Annotated in this window: 13 protein-coding genes; 9 read left to right on the top strand and 4 right to left on the bottom strand. The window is 60.9% G+C overall.

Annotated features, from left to right (window positions below):
- Nucleotides 1-43: 43 nt before the first annotated feature.
- Genes ACR0C5_RS09570 through ACR0C5_RS09555 form a run of 4 tightly spaced genes read left to right on the top strand, consistent with a single transcriptional unit; the run spans nt 44 to nt 6721 of the window.
- Nucleotides 44-1051 (top strand): AAA family ATPase, encoded by a 1008-nt coding sequence (locus tag ACR0C5_RS09570; RefSeq protein ID WP_170789493.1) that lies wholly within the window; start codon nt 44-46, stop codon nt 1049-1051.
- Complete coding sequence (locus ACR0C5_RS09565; protein WP_480876169.1) at nt 1048-1923, top strand: DUF58 domain-containing protein; 876 nt, start codon at nt 1048-1050, stop codon at nt 1921-1923. The genes ACR0C5_RS09570 and ACR0C5_RS09565 overlap by 4 nt, the downstream gene beginning before the upstream one ends.
- Nucleotides 1920-4682 (top strand): DUF4159 domain-containing protein, encoded by a 2763-nt coding sequence (locus ACR0C5_RS09560; RefSeq protein WP_480876167.1) that lies wholly within the window; start codon nt 1920-1922, stop codon nt 4680-4682. Before ACR0C5_RS09565 ends, ACR0C5_RS09560 begins: the two co-directional genes overlap by 4 nt.
- Nucleotides 4679-6721: a hypothetical protein gene (locus ACR0C5_RS09555; RefSeq protein ID WP_480876165.1), complete on the top strand. Its 2043-nt coding sequence runs from the start codon at nt 4679-4681 to the stop codon at nt 6719-6721. The genes ACR0C5_RS09560 and ACR0C5_RS09555 overlap by 4 nt, the downstream gene beginning before the upstream one ends.
- On the opposite strand, the gene ACR0C5_RS09550 is transcribed toward ACR0C5_RS09555, so the two are convergent.
- Complete coding sequence (locus ACR0C5_RS09550; protein ID WP_480876163.1) at nt 6722-7573, bottom strand: 2-keto-4-pentenoate hydratase; 852 nt, start codon at nt 7571-7573, stop codon at nt 6722-6724.
- Between the two features lie 117 nt (nt 7574-7690).
- On the opposite strand from ACR0C5_RS09550, the gene ACR0C5_RS09545 reads away from it, so the two are divergent.
- Nucleotides 7691-9895, top strand: coding sequence for a response regulator (locus tag ACR0C5_RS09545; RefSeq protein WP_480876161.1), 2205 nt, complete (start codon nt 7691-7693; stop codon nt 9893-9895).
- A gap of 9 nt (nt 9896-9904) precedes the next feature.
- A complete protein-coding gene (locus ACR0C5_RS09540; protein WP_480876159.1) occupies nt 9905-10363 on the top strand; it encodes a VOC family protein in 459 nt (152 codons plus the stop codon).
- Here ACR0C5_RS09540 and yaaA read toward each other — a convergent pair.
- The 3 genes from yaaA to ACR0C5_RS09525 all read right to left on the bottom strand — a co-directional run bounded on the left by yaaA (nt 10354) and on the right by ACR0C5_RS09525 (nt 13562).
- Entirely contained in the window at nt 10354-11124 is a 771-nt protein-coding gene (gene yaaA, locus ACR0C5_RS09535; RefSeq protein WP_480876158.1) for a peroxide stress protein YaaA, read from the bottom strand. The genes ACR0C5_RS09540 and yaaA overlap by 10 nt on opposite strands.
- A gap of 32 nt (nt 11125-11156) precedes the next feature.
- Complete coding sequence (gene recQ / locus ACR0C5_RS09530) at nt 11157-13196, bottom strand: DNA helicase RecQ (protein ID WP_480876157.1); 2040 nt, start codon at nt 13194-13196, stop codon at nt 11157-11159.
- Nucleotides 13197-13274: 78 nt separating this feature from the next.
- Nucleotides 13275-13562: a YggT family protein gene (locus ACR0C5_RS09525; RefSeq protein WP_353008684.1), complete on the bottom strand. Its 288-nt coding sequence runs from the start codon at nt 13560-13562 to the stop codon at nt 13275-13277.
- 131 nt (nt 13563-13693) lie between these two features.
- Here ACR0C5_RS09525 and ACR0C5_RS09520 point away from each other — a divergent pair, with 131 nt between their 5' ends.
- Genes ACR0C5_RS09520 through ACR0C5_RS09510 form a run of 3 tightly spaced genes read left to right on the top strand, consistent with a single transcriptional unit; the run spans nt 13694 to nt 16778 of the window.
- Complete coding sequence (locus ACR0C5_RS09520; RefSeq protein ID WP_480876155.1) at nt 13694-15061, top strand: MFS transporter; 1368 nt, start codon at nt 13694-13696, stop codon at nt 15059-15061.
- Nucleotides 15058-15921 carry a penicillin-insensitive murein endopeptidase gene (gene mepA, locus ACR0C5_RS09515; protein WP_480503481.1) on the top strand — a complete coding sequence of 288 codons (864 nt, stop codon included), beginning with the start codon at nt 15058-15060 and terminating at the stop codon, nt 15919-15921. The genes ACR0C5_RS09520 and mepA overlap by 4 nt, the downstream gene beginning before the upstream one ends.
- Nucleotides 15894-16778 (top strand): esterase-like activity of phytase family protein, encoded by an 885-nt coding sequence (locus tag ACR0C5_RS09510; protein WP_480876152.1) that lies wholly within the window; start codon nt 15894-15896, stop codon nt 16776-16778. The genes mepA and ACR0C5_RS09510 overlap by 28 nt, the downstream gene beginning before the upstream one ends.
- The last annotated feature ends 73 nt before the right edge of the window (nt 16779-16851 follow it).

Genomic DNA, 16851 nt, shown 5'->3' with positions numbered 1-16851 from the left:
GCGCGATACACTTCAACCATATTAGTCCACGGAAGGGAAAGTCATGACCGAACCTGCCGACCTCGTGTCCGAGATCGAAGCGCTGGAAACCAAACTGCAAGAGGCCAAGTCCTCGATCACCCGTCGCTTTATCGGACAGGAGAGGGTCGTGGACCTGACCCTGACCGCTCTGCTGTGTGGCGGGCACGCGTTGCTGATCGGTCTGCCCGGTCTGGGTAAGACGCGACTGGTCGAGACGCTGTCGACCGTGATGGGCTTGCACGGCAACCGCATCCAGTTCACGCCGGACCTGATGCCTGCCGATATTCTGGGGTCCGAGGTTCTGGACACCGCCGAAGATGGCAGCCGCCATTTCCGCTTTATTTCGGGCCCGATCTTTTGCCAGCTGCTGATGGCGGATGAGATCAACCGCGCCAGCCCCCGAACGCAATCGGCATTGCTGCAGGCGATGCAGGAACGCACTGTGACGGTGGCGGGCGAGGATCGCTCGCTGGGGACGCCATTTCACGTATTGGCGACGCAGAACCCGATTGAGCAGGAAGGCACCTATCCGCTGCCCGAGGCGCAGTTGGACCGTTTCCTTGTGCAGATCGACGTGGAATACCCTGATCGTCAGACCGAGCGGGATATTCTGTTGGCCACAACAGGCGTCGAAGAAGATGATGCGCATGAGATTTTCACCAAAGAGGAATTGCTGGCCGCTCAGGTTCTGTTGCGGCGCATGCCCGTCGGAGATTCGGTGGTTGAGCTGATCCTCGATCTGGTGCGCGCCTTCCGCCCGGATGAGGCGGGCGTGTCTGAACGTGTGGCCGAAACCGTTGCGTGGGGCCCCGGTCCGCGGGCGGCGCAGGCGTTGATGATGACCGTGCGGGCGCGGGCGATGCTGCAAGGGCGGCTGGCCCCGAATGCCGAGGACGTCTTGGATATGGCGCGCCCTGTGCTCAGCCACCGGATGGCACTGAACTTCGCGGCGCGCGCGCGCGGGGACAGCCTTGCTGACCTGATCGAAAGCACCGCTGCCGGGTTGATCCGCACCGAGGCTGCGGCGTGAATGCCGCGCTGACCCTTCGTGAAAGATCCGAGGCCGAGGCGTCCCGGCTGCCGCCCCTGTTGGCGCGGGCCGAACATCTGGCCGGAACGGTTCTGCTGGGCGATCACGGACGCAGGCGTTCGGGTCTGGGTGATGATTTCTGGCAGTACCGCCCGGCCCAGATCGGTGACAGTCGTCGGATGATCGACCATCGCCGCTCGGCGCGCGGGGATCAGCAATTTGTGCGCGAGCGCGAATGGCAGATCGCGCAATCGGTGATGCTGTGGGTCGATCAGGGCGCCTCGATGCGGTTTGCGTCTGACAAGAACCACCCGACCAAGGCCGACCGGGCGCGCTTGCTGGGTCTGGCCACGGCCATCCTGCTGGTACGGGGTGGCGAACGTGTTGGCCTGACGGGAACAACACTGCCGCCTCGGCGCGGCAACGCACAGATCGTGCGGCTGGCGCAAGCCTGGTCCGAGGATGCCGAGGCCGACTATGCTCCACCCGAGCACCGCGCCATGATCCCGCATGCGCGGGCCGTTTTCATTTCCGATTTTCTGGGGCCCATGGACGAGGTCGAACTGGCCCTGACCAAAGCTGCGGACCGGGGCGTTCGCGGCGTTCTGTTGCAGATTCTGGACCCGACCGAGGAGAGCTTTCCCTATCGTGGCCGGACCATTTTCGAAAGCGTCGGCGGCACGACCCGCCACGAGACATTGAAGGCCGGAGAGCTGCGCGATCGCTATCTGGACCGGCTTGCCAAACGCAAGGATGCGCTGACGCGGTTGTGCCGCGCGACCGGTTGGCAACTTGGGCTGCATCATACGGGTGACAGCGCGCAGGCGGCTCTGTTGTGGCTTTATCGTGCGTTGGATCGGGGGTCTGTATGACGATTTTGGCAGGCATCGGTTTTACCGCGCCATGGGTGTTGCTGGGTCTGCTGACCCTGCCGATCCTGTGGCTGATCCTGCGCGCCGTGCCGCCAGCGCCGATCCGACGGCTGTTTCCGGCGGTGACTCTGTTGCTGGGGCTGAAGGATGAAGAGAGCGTCTCGGACCGCACGCCGTGGTGGCTGCTTTTACTGCGGATGCTGGCGGCGGCGGCGATCATCATCGGGCTTGCAGGGCCGGTACTGAACCCCTCGCGTGATCAAGCGGGGTCAGGCCCGCTGATGCTGGTGCTGGATGCCAGCTGGGCCGGGGCCACCCGCTGGTCCGCAACGCTGGATCAGATTGACGCGCAACTGGCCGAGGCTGGACGCGCCGGGCGCACCGTTGCGATCCTGAGCCTGACCGAACCCGAAGCACCGGTGTTCCAATCCGCCGAAGACTGGCGCGGCAGGTTACCGGGGCTGGCGCCGACACCCTGGCAACCGACCGAGGTGCAGATGGAACAGACTCTGGCTGCGCTGGATCAGTTGGACGGGGGCTTCGACACGCATTGGTTCAGTGATCGTCTCGATTTTGATGGCCAGGATATAATCCTAGCGACATTGCAAGGGCGGGGTGAGGTCACGGTGTATCAGGCGGCCTCATCGGTTGTTGCCCTTTTGCCTGCCACATATCAGGACGGGCTGATCCAACTGACAGCGCAGCGGACCGAACCTGGCCCAGCCCAGCAGATCACTGTTTTGGCGCAGGGCCGTGACCCGGCTGGAGTGATGCGCGTTCTGCAATCCGCGGCGATGGAATTTGCCAGCGGCGAAACGCAGGCGCAGGTCGAACTGGCCTTGCCGTCCGAGCTGCGCGCACGGATCACTCGGTTTGAAATTCAGGGCCAGCGCTCGGCGGGCGCGATGACCTTGACTGATGACAGCCTGCGCAGGCGCGAGGTTGCGCTGATCGCGGGAACCCTGAACCGCGAAGGGCTGGAGCTGTTGTCGCCGCTGCATTACTTGACGCAGGTTTTGACCCCTACGGCGGATTTTGTCGAAGGCGGGTTGATGAATGTTCTGCCCGCGAACCCAGATGTGATCGTGCTGGCCGATGTGGCGAAACTTTCTGCGGGTGAGCAAGAAGCTGTTGTCGAATGGGTGGAACAAGGCGGGTTGCTGTTGCGCTTTGCCGGACCGCGTATGGCTGCCAGCGATCTGGGCCGCGATGCCGAGGATACGCTGTTGCCGGTACGGCTGCGCAGCGGTGGCCGCTCGGTCGGTGGTGCGATGAGCTGGGGTGAGGCCAAGGGGCTTGCCCCCTTCCCCGAAGGCTCGCCCTTTTATGGCTTACGGGTGCCGTCGGACGTTTCCGTTACGACGCAGGTGATGGCGCAACCTGACCCTAATCTGGCGGATCGAGTGATTGCATCGCTGTCGGATGGGACGCCACTGGTCACGCGCAAAGCGCTGGGTCTGGGGCAGGTGGTGCTGTTTCACGTAACGGCAGATGCGGAATGGTCCAGCTTGCCTCTGTCCGGTTTGTTCGTCGAAATGTTGGATCGTCTGGCTGTCGCCTCGGCCGCTAAGTCGCGGCAAGAGTCTCAGTTGCAGGGCACCACCTGGGCGCCAGTGCAAGTCATGGACGGTTTTGGCGGTTTGATGGATGCAGGGAATCTTGCCGGTGTCGACGGGGTTGATCTGGTGACGGGCACGATCGGTCCTGACTTGCGCCCCGGTCTCTATGAAAGCGGCAAACAGAAGCTGGCGTTGAACGTCTTGGCTGAAGATACCGTTCTGACGCCGGTTTCTTGGCCTTTGGATGTGCCGATCAAAGGGCAGGAAATCAGCACTGAAACCCCGATTGGAGGCATATTGCTCAGTCTTGCGCTGCTGTTGTTGACCGTGGACGTGATCGCCTCGTTGGCGTTGTCGGGGCGGCTTGGTCTTGCGCGCGCGGCGGCGATTGCGCTGGGCGCAGTGCTGATCGCACCCGAGGTGCAGGCGCAAACGCCCGACGAGACCGAGTTTGCCCTGAACGCAACGACTGAACTGGTGTTGGCCCATGTGCTGACCGGAAATGCCGACGTGGATGAGATCGCAGAGGCCGGGATGCGCGGGTTGGCGCAGACCCTGTTCTACCGCACGTCGGTGGAACCGGCCGGGCCTGTGGGCGTTGATCTGGAGCGTGATGAACTGGCGTTTTTCCCGCTGCTCTACTGGCCGATCACGCCGGATCAACCGCAACCCTCGGTCGAGGCGTATTCCAAGCTGAACGCCTATCTGCGCTCGGGTGGCATGATCCTGTTTGACACGCGCGATTCCAACGTGGCGCGGTTCGGGGCTGCCAGCCCCAATGGACGCAAGCTACAGCAACTGGCCGCGCCGCTGAATATCCCTTCGTTAGAGCCGATCCCGCGTGACCATGTGCTGACGCGGACATTCTACCTGTTGCAGGATTTTCCGGGTCGCCATGCCGGAGCGGATGTGTGGGTTGAAGCCGCCCCACTGGATGCGGAACAGATCGAGGGGATGCCCTTCCGCAACCTCAATGACAATGTGACACCGGTGGTGATTGGTGGCAATGACTGGGCCGCAGCCTGGGCGGTGGATCGCAATGGTCAGGCGCTGCTGCCCGTCGGGCGCGGATATGCCGGAGAGCGACAGCGCGAATTGGCCAATCGTTTCGGGGTCAATCTGGTGATGCATGTGCTGACCGGGAATTACAAATCGGATCAGGTGCATGTGCCTGCTCTGCTGGACAGGTTGGGACAATGACGGGAACCGTACTTTTTGATCCGCTGATCCCGTGGCCTGTTCTGGCAGTGGTAGGCGCGATTGCGTTGGCCGGGGTGGCTGTTGCCCTGTGGCGTGGTCTGTCGGGCTGGGCATTGCGTGGGCTGGCGGCCCTAGTGGTGATTGCGGCGTTATCCGGGCCGGTCTATCAGGTCGAGGACCGTGCGCCTCTGACCGACATCGTGCTGATGATCGAAGACGAAAGCGCCAGTCAGACCTTGTCGGACCGGGCTGAACAAACAGCGCAAGCGGCGGATGCCCTGGCGGATGAGATCGAATCCCACGACAACACCGAGCTGCGCCGCATCAAGGTCGGCGATGGCGACGGCGACGAGGGCACCCAGGTTATGGCCGCGTTGAATGAGGCGTTGGCCGAAGAACCCCGCGCCCGGATCGCGGGTATAGTTGTCGTTTCGGACGGGATCGTGCATGACGCGGATCAGGCCCCGGACCTGCCAGCGCCGATGCATCTGTTGCAGACCGGGCGCTCCAGCGACTGGGACCGCCGCCTGATTGTCCGCAACGCCCCGGCTTTTGCCATTATCGGCGAGCCCGTGACCCTGACCCTGCGGGTCGAGGATAGCGGCGCTGCCCCTGCCGGTGCCGCTACAGCGCCGCTTGAAATCTCGGTCGACGGGGCCGAGCCCGAGCAATTCACCATTCCCATTGGCACAGATGTGGAATTGCCCGTCACGCTGCCTCATGGCGGGCGCAATGTGCTGCAATTCACCGTTCCGCAGGCCGAAGGTGAGCTGACCGATCGTAACAACACCGCCTTGATCCAGATGAACGGCGTGCGGGATCGCCTGCGTGTGCTGCTGGTCTCGGGCGAGCCGCATCCCGGCGGGCGGACATGGCGGAACCTGCTGAAATCCGACAGCTCGGTCGATCTGGTGCATTTCACCATCCTGCGTCCACCCGAGAAACAGGACGGCGTGCCGGTGGATGAGCTTTCGCTGATCGCCTTCCCCACGCGTGAGTTGTTTTTGGAAAAGATCAACGATTTCGACTTGATCATCTTTGATCGCTACAAACGGCGCGGAATCCTGCCTGCCATCTATCTGGACAATGTCAGTAACTACATTAATGAAGGTGGTGCAGTTCTGATCGCGGCGGGGCCGGATTTTGCCAGCGCTGATAGTATTTTCCGGTCGCCTTTGGCCTCAATCCTTCCGGCGCAGCCAACTGCACGGGTGATCGAAGAACGCTTTGTCCCTATGGTGACGGATCTGGGTCAGCGCCATCCGGTGACGACCGATCTGGGTGATCCTGAAAACTGGGGCGCATGGCTGCGGCAGATCGACGTGAACCAGCGCCGGGGTGAGATGCTGATGACCGGCGTGGACGACCGCCCCCTGCTGGTACTGGACCGTGTGGGTGAGGGACGCGTGGCGATGTTGGCCTCGGATCACGCGTGGCTGTGGAGCCGCGGGTTCGAAGGCGGTGGACCGCAATTGGAACTGCTGCGCCGGCTGGCGCATTGGATGATGAAAGAGCCCGAGCTAGAGGAAGAGGCGCTGTGGGCCGAAGCCAACGGTCAAATCATGCGCATCATTCGCCAGACCCTTGAAGATGAGGTCGGCCCCGTGACCGTCACGCTTCCCAACGGCGAAACGCTTGAGGTGACATTGGACGAGGTCTCGCCCGGCCGGTTCGAAGCGCAGTATTACGGGCCCGAGATTGGCCTCTATCGTTTGCAGGAGGGTGAGCACTCGGCGGTGATCGGCCTTGGCCCCGCCGCGCCAAAAGAGTTCGAGCGCACGATCGCGACCTCGGAAGTGCTGGACCCTATTCTGGCGGGATTGCGCGGTGGCACCATCCGGGTCGAGGAGGGTTTGCCGTCGATCCGAAATGTGCGGGCCGGACGACCGGCCTCGGGACGAGGATGGATCGGCCTAACACCACGCGACGCTTATGAAACGCGCGATGTCACGCAGGCTGGGCTGTTGCCGCCGTGGTTGGTGCTCTTGCTGGCCGGTGGATTTCTTGTCGGCGGGTGGCTGCGCGAAGGGCGGCGCTGACTATTCGAACACAACGCTGACTGAGGGATCACCGGGCAATCCGTCATAGCTGACCGACGCGCCACCTTTACCCTTTGCAGGCGGGACCAGCGGGCCGAAAGAGCCGACCGAAATCAGATCGCCGGGTTGAAACTCGATCCCTTTCGAGATCAGCCACAACGCTGCATTGGCTGGGTGCCCCATGACCGCAGTGCCCGACGCCTCTGCCAATACCTCCCCATCCGCCGCCCGCAAAGTGACGGTCATATCTGGCAGGGCCTGGGACATCGCGGCAGGGTCGGAGACAGAAATATCAGACCCTAAAACGCCCAATTTTGGCGCCACCCCAATTGCAGTCAACGTAATCGGCGTGATCGGTTCGCCTTCGGCGAGAGTCAGGTCCGGTAGTTCCAAAAATGGGCGAATGGCTGATATGTTTTGCATCACCTCCAGCGGCGTCGTGGCCATGTTGATATCAGCATCTCCCACGACCAGAACCAGATCGGCTTCGAACACCGGGCGTGCGCCCCAGTTCAGCTGAACAGTCGCGCCATCCGCGACCATCATGTCGCGGTACAAGACACCCTGCACCGGTTCATCCGCGCCAAACCGGTCCTGCGCGGGCTTGCTGGTCAGACCCGCTTTGTAGCCGATGATTGGGCCCATATAAGGCTCTAACGCAGCAGAAATTTTAGCCTGCGTACATAATGCGTCTTGCATCGTTCCATCGGCGGACAGAGCCGCAGTCGGCGTGTTGGAAAGATAATCCTGAACAAACCGGTCAACCTGCGCATCCGTGGCGCATTCGGCCCAAGCGGGCTGCGTTGCCGCGCAGAACAGCCAGACGGCAGAAAAATAGCGTGCATTTGTCATAGGTAGCCTCCGGTTTGCAAAAAGTCTGACACAAGCCCTGGCTTCCAAGCAACGGCTTAAGCAGTTCTTCACTCTCTGCCCGGATGCTGGGACGGAATGGCCCGAGGATCGCCCACGATGAGTCTTGCAACAAAACTGGCACAAGAACGGCGTGCGCGGCTTGCCGCTGAGCGCTTGCTTGAAATGAAACAGGCCGAGTTATCGGCGGCCAACCGCAAGCTTGGCCTGCACGCCATAGCTCTGACCAAACGAATTGGCGAGACGCAGGCCGAGGTTGAAACCGTCCGCGGTGAGAATGAGAAGGTCAAATCGGACCTCACACTGGCCAATGCAAAGATTGAAGTGGCTGAGCGGCGGCTGTGGCACTCGATTCAAACCTTCCATGACGGGTTTGCGTTTTTCGACAGTAATAACCGTCTGATCGGCGCCAATACGGCCTATCTGAGCGTCTTTGACGGAATTGAAGAAGTGGCGCCGGGCATTGCCTATCCCCGTATTCTGGAAATTCTCACAGCCGAGGGCCTGATCGACCTTGGAGATGAGGCTGCCCCGGACTGGATAGAAAGAATGAAGGTACGGTGGACGCAAGCCAACCCGCAACCCGAAGTCATTCGTCTATGGAACGGTCACTACTTCAAACTCATCGATCAGCGTGGCAACGGCGGCGATGTGGTTAGTCTAGCGCTGAATATTTCGGCTTCAGTCCGGCATGAGGCTGAATTGCGATCAGCGCGAGAACGGGCCGAAGCGGCCAATCGGGCAAAGTCGGCCTTTCTGGCGAATATGAGCCACGAGATCAGAACCCCAATGAACGGGATCGTCGGCATGACCGAATTGCTGGACGAGACACCTTTGGATGAGGAACAAAGGCTCTATCTCAATACAATTCGCAATTCGGGCGAGGCGTTGCTGGTCATCATCAACGATGTTCTGGACTATTCGAAGATCGAGGCTGACAAGCTGGTCCTGCACCCCGAGCAGTTCGATTTCGAACGCTGTATCCTTGAGGTCGCGATGTTGCTGCAACCGGGTGTGCGGGACAAGGGGCTGACCTTGCTGGTCGACTATGACTTGTTCCTGCCCACACTGTTTGTTGGCGATCCGGGGCGGGTGCGGCAAGTTCTGACCAATTTGGTGGGCAACGCTGTCAAATTCACTGCCAACGGCCATGTGCTGATCCGCGTCACCGGCGTCCCCAATGCCGAGGCGCAAAGCTGCGATATTCACGTGGCAATCGAAGATACCGGCATCGGGATCGAGCAGGCGAAAATTGACCACATCTTTGGAGAGTTTAATCAGGTCGAAGATGAGAAAAACCGCCAGTTCGAAGGAACCGGGCTGGGTTTGGCTATCACCAAGCGTCTGATCACGTTGATGGGCGGAACGATCTGGGTGGAAAGCGATCCGGGGCAGGGTTCGTGCTTTGGGTTTCGGATATCACTGCCCACGGCCGAAGGTCCTCAGCCCGAACCACCTGATCTTGAAGGCAGGCTCAACCATGTGCTGGTGGTTGAGGATTTGGCGGTCAACCGCGCGATCTTGTCCAAACAACTTGGGCGGCTGGGGTCTCGGGTCACTGTCTGCACCTCTGGGGGTGAGGCGTTGGCGGCTATCGACTCATCGGTCGATCTAGTGCTGTGCGACCACGACCTGCCGGATATGGATGGGTTGGAACTTGCCACCACATTGAAGGAACGGGGCTGGGGTGAGTTGCCGATTGTGGTCATGTCTGCCAATCCCGGCACTATACATGCCAATCCCGCCCGTCACCTGATCGAAGGGGTCTTGCAAAAACCCATCCCGCGATCCGAGCTTTACGCGCGCCTGACTGCATTGGGTCAACACAAGGTGGATGCCCCCGCCCAACAGGAAACCGAGCCAGCGCCCGTCACAGACACCTTGGATCAGCGCCTGATGCGCGTCTTGGCGGCTGAGGATAACAGGACGAACCAGTTGATCCTGCAAAAGATGGTCAAGACGCTGAACATTGACCTGCGCTTCGCTAATAACGGGGCCGAGGCGGTTGAGGCTTATATGAATTTTAACCCCGACCTGATCTTCATGGATATCTCGATGCCCGGAATGGATGGAAAACAGGCTACGGGTGAGATTCGGCGGCATGAGATCCAGACAGGGCGCGCTGTGCCAATCGTTGCGCTGACGGCGCATGCGATGGCGGGCGATGATCAGGGTATCCTGTCTGCGGGGTTGGATCATTACCTGACCAAGCCGCTGCAAAAGCGGAAAATTCATCAGATGATCTTGGATCATGAGCCTGATGACGCACAGCCGGTGATTGATAGCGCAAAGGAACCCACCTAGGTTGTACCCATGTCGGACCGTGGATTTCAACCGCGCGCATTGGGCGAGATTGCCATTCGGTGCGCAGACATGCGCGCAATGGTGGCATTCTATGAGGATGTCATCGGGTTGGAGCGCCTGAGCGGCGACCACAACAGCGCCATCACATTATTTCGAATTGGCCCAGGATTTGGCGGCCACACGCAGGTATTGGCCTTGTTCCATCACACGGCCGCTCCGCGCCCCGGTTTGCATCCCGCAGGTGCAGGCCGCCCCACGACTGGGGCCGGGTCATCGCTGCATCACATTGCTTTGTCTTTGCCGTTTCAGGAGCAAGAGGCCGTCCTGCGCTGGTATGACCAGTTGGGCCAGCCTTACCGCGTCGAGCAGTTCGGCTGGATCGGTTGGCGCGGTATTTTCACCGAAGACCCCGAAGGCAATACGGTCGAGCTGGTGGCCTATGACACTTCGATGCGGGATCAGGCCTGATAGGGGCGCACAAAGACGGGTTTGTCCTCGGATGACAGGTCGGGGCGGTATTCATACCCACCGCTGTCAAAGTCCAACAGCCCCGCAGGATCGGTCAGGCGGTGCTGGATGACATAGCGCGCCATGGCCCCGCGCGCTTTCTTGGCGAAAAAGCTGACGATCTTGGGGGTGCCCGCCTTGTCCTCCATGAACACAGGAGTGATCACCCGCAGTTTGAGCGCTTTGGGATCAACCGCGCCGAAATATTCCTGACTGGCGCAGTTCACCAGCACGTCCGATCCGATCTGCACGCCCTGCGCGTTCAAAGCCTTGCTCAGCTGATCGCGCCAGTATTCATACAGGTTCTTGCCGCGCCGGGTTTTCAGCTTGCTGCCCATTTCAAGCCGATAGGCTTGAATCGCATCCAGAGGGCGCAATACGCCGTAAAGCCCCGACAGAATCCGCAGGTGATCCTGCGCCCATGCCATTTCATCGGCATCCAAAGATGCGGCCTCAAGCCCCTGATAGGTGTCGCCGGCAAAGGCCAGCGCGGCGGGACGGGTCAATTCGGCCTCGGGCGCATCGGAAAAGGCGCGGTATCGGTCACGGTTCAGGCGGGCCAGATCGTCGCTCAGGTCCATCAGCTTTTTCAGATCGCCCAATGTCAGGTTTCGGGCGGTTTTCGACAGCCGGATCGCGTCGTCCTGAAAGTCGGGTTGCGTGACCGTCACATCGCGCTCGGCCCAGTCCAGCCGCTTGGCCGGGGAAATCACTACCAGCATATCCGCCCTCTTCGCTTGCCTGTTCGGGGTATCTAGCCCGCTTGTTGCAAGACGTCCAGAAAAGCGGCCCCAAACCTTTCGTGACGACGATCGCCCAGCACTTGTTCCAGCCCGCGCTGATCACCGGGGCGCAATTGCGCGACCTTGGCCAATTGCGAGGCAGAGCAGGTCAGCGGTTTGTCGATCCCGTCAGGCCCACGCGCCAGATCGTTCTGAACGGCCAAAAGCTGGTCGTAGATGTCCCCCTGATCGCGCCCGGCCAGTTTGCGCCGAGCAGGGTGCAGCGCGGCGGCCTCGCCTGCGATCACCTCAAGGAAGGTGTCGCCATAGCGTTCCAGCTTTTTCGCGCCGACGCCGCCAATCCGGGCCATGTCGTCCAGCGTCATGGGGCGGGTTTCCGCCATTTCGATCAGGGTGCGGTCGGGGAAGATCACATACGCGGGCACCCGCTGCGATTCCGCCAGCGCGCGGCGTTTGGCCTTGAGGGCACTGAGCAGCGGCGCGTCTTCTTCGGCCACCATCGCTTTGACGGCGGGGCGGCGGGTGGCTTTGCGGATCGTGTCCTTGCGCAGGTTGATCTGCGCCTCGCCCTTCAGGATCGGTTTGGCGGCTTCGGTCATGCGCAGCGCGCCATGGCGGTCGGGGTCTGGGCGGACCAGATCATGCCCCATCATCTGCCGGAAAATCGCCTGCCATTGCGGGCGGGACCAGTCTTTTCCAATGCCCCATGTGGACAGCGCATCATGCCGCCGCGCGCGGACCTTGTCGGTTTCGTTGGCCAGCAGGATGTCGATCAGATGGCCTGCGCCGAACCATTCCTCGGTGCGCAAGATGGCAGACAGGGCCATGCGAACCGGCGTGGTGCCGTCGAATACCTCGGGCGGGGCATCGCACAGATCGCATTTGCCACAGGGTTCAGCCTGTTCACCGAAGTAACCCAGCAGGGTTTGACGGCGGCAGACCAGCGCCTCGGCCAACCCAAGCAAGGCGTTCAGACGGGCATGATCGGCCATGCGGCGTTCCGGTGGGGCCAGCCCCTCGTCAATTTGCGCGCGGCGCAGGCGGATGTCATCGGGGCCAAACAGGGTCAGCGTTTCCGCAGGGTCGCCGTCACGTCCGGCGCGCCCGATCTCCTGATAATAGGCTTCTATGGATTTCGGCAGGTCCGCGTGGGCGACCCAGCGGATATCGGGTTTGTCGATGCCCATACCAAAGGCGACGGTCGCGACCACGATCAGTCCATCTTCGCGCGCAAAGCGGGTTTCGACAATGCGGCGATCTTCGGGGTCCATACCGCCGTGATAGTGACAGGCCGAATGGCCCTCGGCACGTAGGGCCTGCGCCAGCACCTCGGTCTTGTTGCGGGTGCCGCAATAAACGATGCCGGATTGCCCTTTGCGCGCGGCGGCGAAATCCAGCACCTGTTTGCGTGGCCCGTCTTTGGCAGCAAAGGCCAGATGGATGTTGGGTCGGTCAAAGCCGCGCAGGAATTTGCGGGGTGCGGTGCCGTCGAACAGTTTCTCGACAATCTCATCCTGCGTTTCCGCATCCGCTGTGGCGGTAAAAGCCGCCAAGGGGACGTTCAGTGCGCGCCGCAGCTCTCCGATCCGCAGGTAATCGGGGCGGAAATCATGGCCCCATTGGCTGACGCAATGCGCCTCGTCCACCGCAATAAGGCCGACATTGATCCGGCGCAGCATGCCCAGAGCTGACCCGGCGGCCAGACGTTCGGGAGCCATGTAGAGCAGCTTCAGCCGCCCGGCCTCCAGCGCCTCCCACACCGCATCGGTTTCTTCGGGGGTGTTGCCCGAGGTCAGCGCGCCAGCCGCAACCCCGGCCTCTTGCAGCCCGCGCACCTGATCGCGCATCAGGGCGATCAGGGGGGAAATCACCACCGTCACCCCGTCGCGCAACAGGGCAGGTAGTTGGAAACACAGGGATTTGCCACCGCCCGTGGGCATTATAGCCAGCACGTTCTCGCCTGCCGTCACGGCGTCGACGATCTCTTCCTGACCGGGTCGGAAGTCGTCGAATCCAAAGACATCTCGCAGCAAAGGCGCGGAGTCGAACATCTGCGGGGTTGCCCTGTTTTAAGGTTTTTCTGCTCTTAAGACAGGACAATCACATACTAAGATTCGGTGAACAAGAGGTCAGACGAAATAGACCATGTTGTTGATCAGAATGATCCGCAGCGCATAGACGCCGATCAGCACGACCAGAGGTGTCAGATCCAACCCGCCCATATTGGGCAAAAAACGCCGTATGGGGCCATAGATCGGTTCGAGTATCCGGTTCAGGCCGTACCAGATTTGTGCCACCAGTTGCTGATGCAGGTTGAGCACCTGAAAGTTGATCAGCCAGCTCATGATCACATGGGCCAGAATGATGAACCAGACAATGTCCAGGATCAGCAGCAGAATTTGGATCAACGACAGCATGGGGCCTCCGGGTGGTCGATTGCCTGAGACCTAAGCGCCCTTGCGTCAAAGAGCAAGCCCGCGCCCACAGAACGCTTGCGAATTGACCCAAAGCCCCGTCTTATTGACGCAAGAAAAAAACAGGGGCGGTCATGGCAGAGATTTCCAAGCGCAAGCGCATCTGGGGCTGGTGGTTTTTCGATTGGGCGTCGCAACCTTTTCATACATTGCTGGTGACATTTGTCTTTGGCCCCTATTTCGCAGGGATTGCGGCGGGGTATTTCAGCGGCACCGGGCTGGATGCCGAAGCCGCCGCGGCGCGGGCGCAGACGGTTTGGGCCAATTGCCTGACGATCACCGGGCTGATCATCGCATTTGGCGCGCCGTTGCTGGGGGCGATGGCCGATGTGTCGGGGCGGCGTATCCCGTGGATATTCGCGTTCTCGGTCATGTATGCCGTGGGGTCCGCCGCGCTGTGGTACACGCTGCCGGACGGGTCAAACATGTGGCTGATGTTGTCGGCCTTTGGTCTGGGCTTTGTGGGCGCTGAATACGCGCTAATCTTTATCAACTCGCAACTACCCGAACTGGGCGATGATAATGAAGTGGGTGAGATTTCAGGCTCGGGCTTTGCCTTTGGCTATTTCGGCGGGTTGATCTCGCTGGCGATCATGCTGACGCTGTTCGTCGAACAACCCAACGGCAAGACGCTGATTGGGATTGCACCGATCCTAGGGCTGGATGCGGCCAATCAGGAGGGCACGCGCTTCGTCGGGCCCTTTACCGCGATCTGGTTCGTCCTGTTCATGGTGCCGTATTTCCTGTGGGTAAAGGACGATCCTGACAGCGGAAAACAGGGTTCGGTCGGGGATGCGCTGAAACTGCTGGGCAAATCCATCTCGGACTTGCGCCACCGGGTCAGTCTGGCGACTTATCTGGGCTCGTCCATGTTCTATCGCGACGCGCTGAACGGGCTTTACAGCTTTGGCGGGGTCTATGCGCGGCTGGTGCTGGAATGGGGCCTTATCAAGATCGGCGTGTTTGGAATTGTGAGCGTTCTGGCCTCGGCCATCTTTGCGTGGATTGGGGGCAAGGCAGACAAGAAATACGGCCCTAAACCAGTGATCTTGGTCGCCATCTGGGTACTGATCTTTGTCTGCGTCACGGTGGTGTCGATGGACCGGACACAGATTTACGGGATCACATTGCCCGAAGGGTCAGGCCTGCCGGACATGGTGTTCTTCGGCTGTGGCGTTCTGATCGGCGGTATGGGGGGTATTCTGCAATCGGCCAGCCGGTCGCTGATGGTGCGTCATACCGATCCTACGGCTCCGGTGGAAAGCTTTGGCCTATATGGTCTGTCAGGGCGCGCAACCGCCTTTGCCGCGCCCATGCTGATCGGAATTGCAACAACTGCGACGGGCAGTGCGCGTCTGGGGGTGTCACCAATCATCGCTTTGTTTATTCTGGGTCTAGTCCTGATGCGCTGGGTGAAACCGGAAGGGGATCAGAGCAGATGATTTTATTACGTTTTTTGGCCGTTCTGGCCGCATTGACACTGGCAGGAACGGCCGGGGCGCAACCTCTGGCCAAGCAGCTATTTGGCGCGCAAAAGCAAAGCTCGGCTCAAAAACCGGCCGCTTTCGGCAGTTATTCGCGCGGATGCGCGGCCGGATCAGTGCAGCTGCCCGAAACCGGTCCGACTTGGCAGGCCATGCGCCTGTCGCGCAACCGCAATTGGGGGCATCCGCAGGCGATCGACTTCGTGCAGGACCTCAGCCGGTTTGCGGCGAAACAGCCGGGGTGGAATGGTCTCTATATCGGGGATATCAGCCAGCCGAGGGGCGGGCCGATGACCTCGGGGCACCGCTCGCACCAGTTGGGTCTGGATATCGACATCTGGATGCTGCCCGGTGACAATATGCGCCTGTCCCGCAAGGCGCGCGAGAATATCTCGTCCATCTCCCTGCGCCGTGAAAACGGGGCCTTTGTAAACGGCAATTGGACCAAGCAACACCACGCGGTGCTGCGCGAAGCTGCCAAGGACAAGCGCGTCGCTCGGATTTTTGTCTTCCCCGGTGCCAAAGTGCAAATGTGCAAGGATGAGAAAGGCAACCGTTCCTATCTGCGTAAGATCCGGCCTTGGTGGGGGCATCACTATCACTTCCACGTTCGCCTGGCTTGCCCGAGAGGGTCGCGCGGCTGTGTCAATCAGGACCCACCCCCCAAGGGTGACGGCTGCGCACAGGCGCAGGAATGGGTGAACAACATCCTCAACCCGCCGCCACCGGACCCGAATGCGCCTGCGCCGAAGCCCCGGCGAGAATACCGACTTGCCGATCTGCCCCAACAATGCGCCGCCGTTCTGCAATCCAACTGATCACCGCGTCTCTGGTCGCAGGTGCTGTTTGGGCAGTTGAGGCAAAAACGGCCTCCCACCTGAGCAGCTACACCTGGAAACACCCCGCCGCGTGGTTCGGCGGATTTTCTGCCGTTCATGTCTATGATCAGGGGCAGCGCATAATCGCGCTTAGCGATCGGTCCACGGTCATCGAGGCTCGGATCGAGCGCGACAGGGGCCAGATCACCGGCGTCACCCTGACCGACCACGCGCGGCTTTTGTCCAGCACTGGGCGCGCCATGTCTGGCACAGCGGGCGATTCCGAAGGGATCGCCGTTGCCCCGGATGGCAGCTATTACATCTCTTTCGAGGGTATCCACCGTGTCGCGCATTACACCGGATTAAAGGCCAAAGCCCGTGTTCTGCCGCGCCCTAAAACGTTCGACGCATTGAATGGCAACGGGTCGTTCGAGGCGCTGGCGATGGATTCCAGCGGTCGTCTCTATACCTTGCCGGAAAAGAACCGCACCGCGCAGGGTGATATTCCCGTCTATCGCTGGGACGGTCAGGGCTGGTCGATGCCTTTTACCTTGCCGCAGCGCGGTAAATTTCTTCCCGTTGCCGCTGATTTTGGCCCAGATGGTCGGTTCTACCTGCTGGAACGTGCGGTGGGTTGGACTGGCTTTCGTTCACGTCTGCGCCGCTGGCTGATCACCGGCGATGTGCCCCGCTCTGAGGAGATTCTGTTCGAAACCACCACCGGCACCCATGACAACCTCGAAGGGCTGTCGATCTGGCGCGACGATCAGCAGCGCCTGCACGCCACCATGATCTCGGATGACAACTTTCTGGCGCTGCAACGCACCGAACTGGTCGAGTATCTGCTGCCCGATTGACACACACGGCCCAAGGGTCTAAACGCACGGCTTGCCTTGGGACGGTCCCTTGGCCAAGTCGCCGCTACCTTGA

The sequence above is a fragment of the Ruegeria sp. N8 genome, from assembly GCF_056531325.1.
The sequence above is the reverse complement of the archived record's forward strand: the minus strand, read 5'-3'. Positions and strand labels throughout refer to the sequence as shown.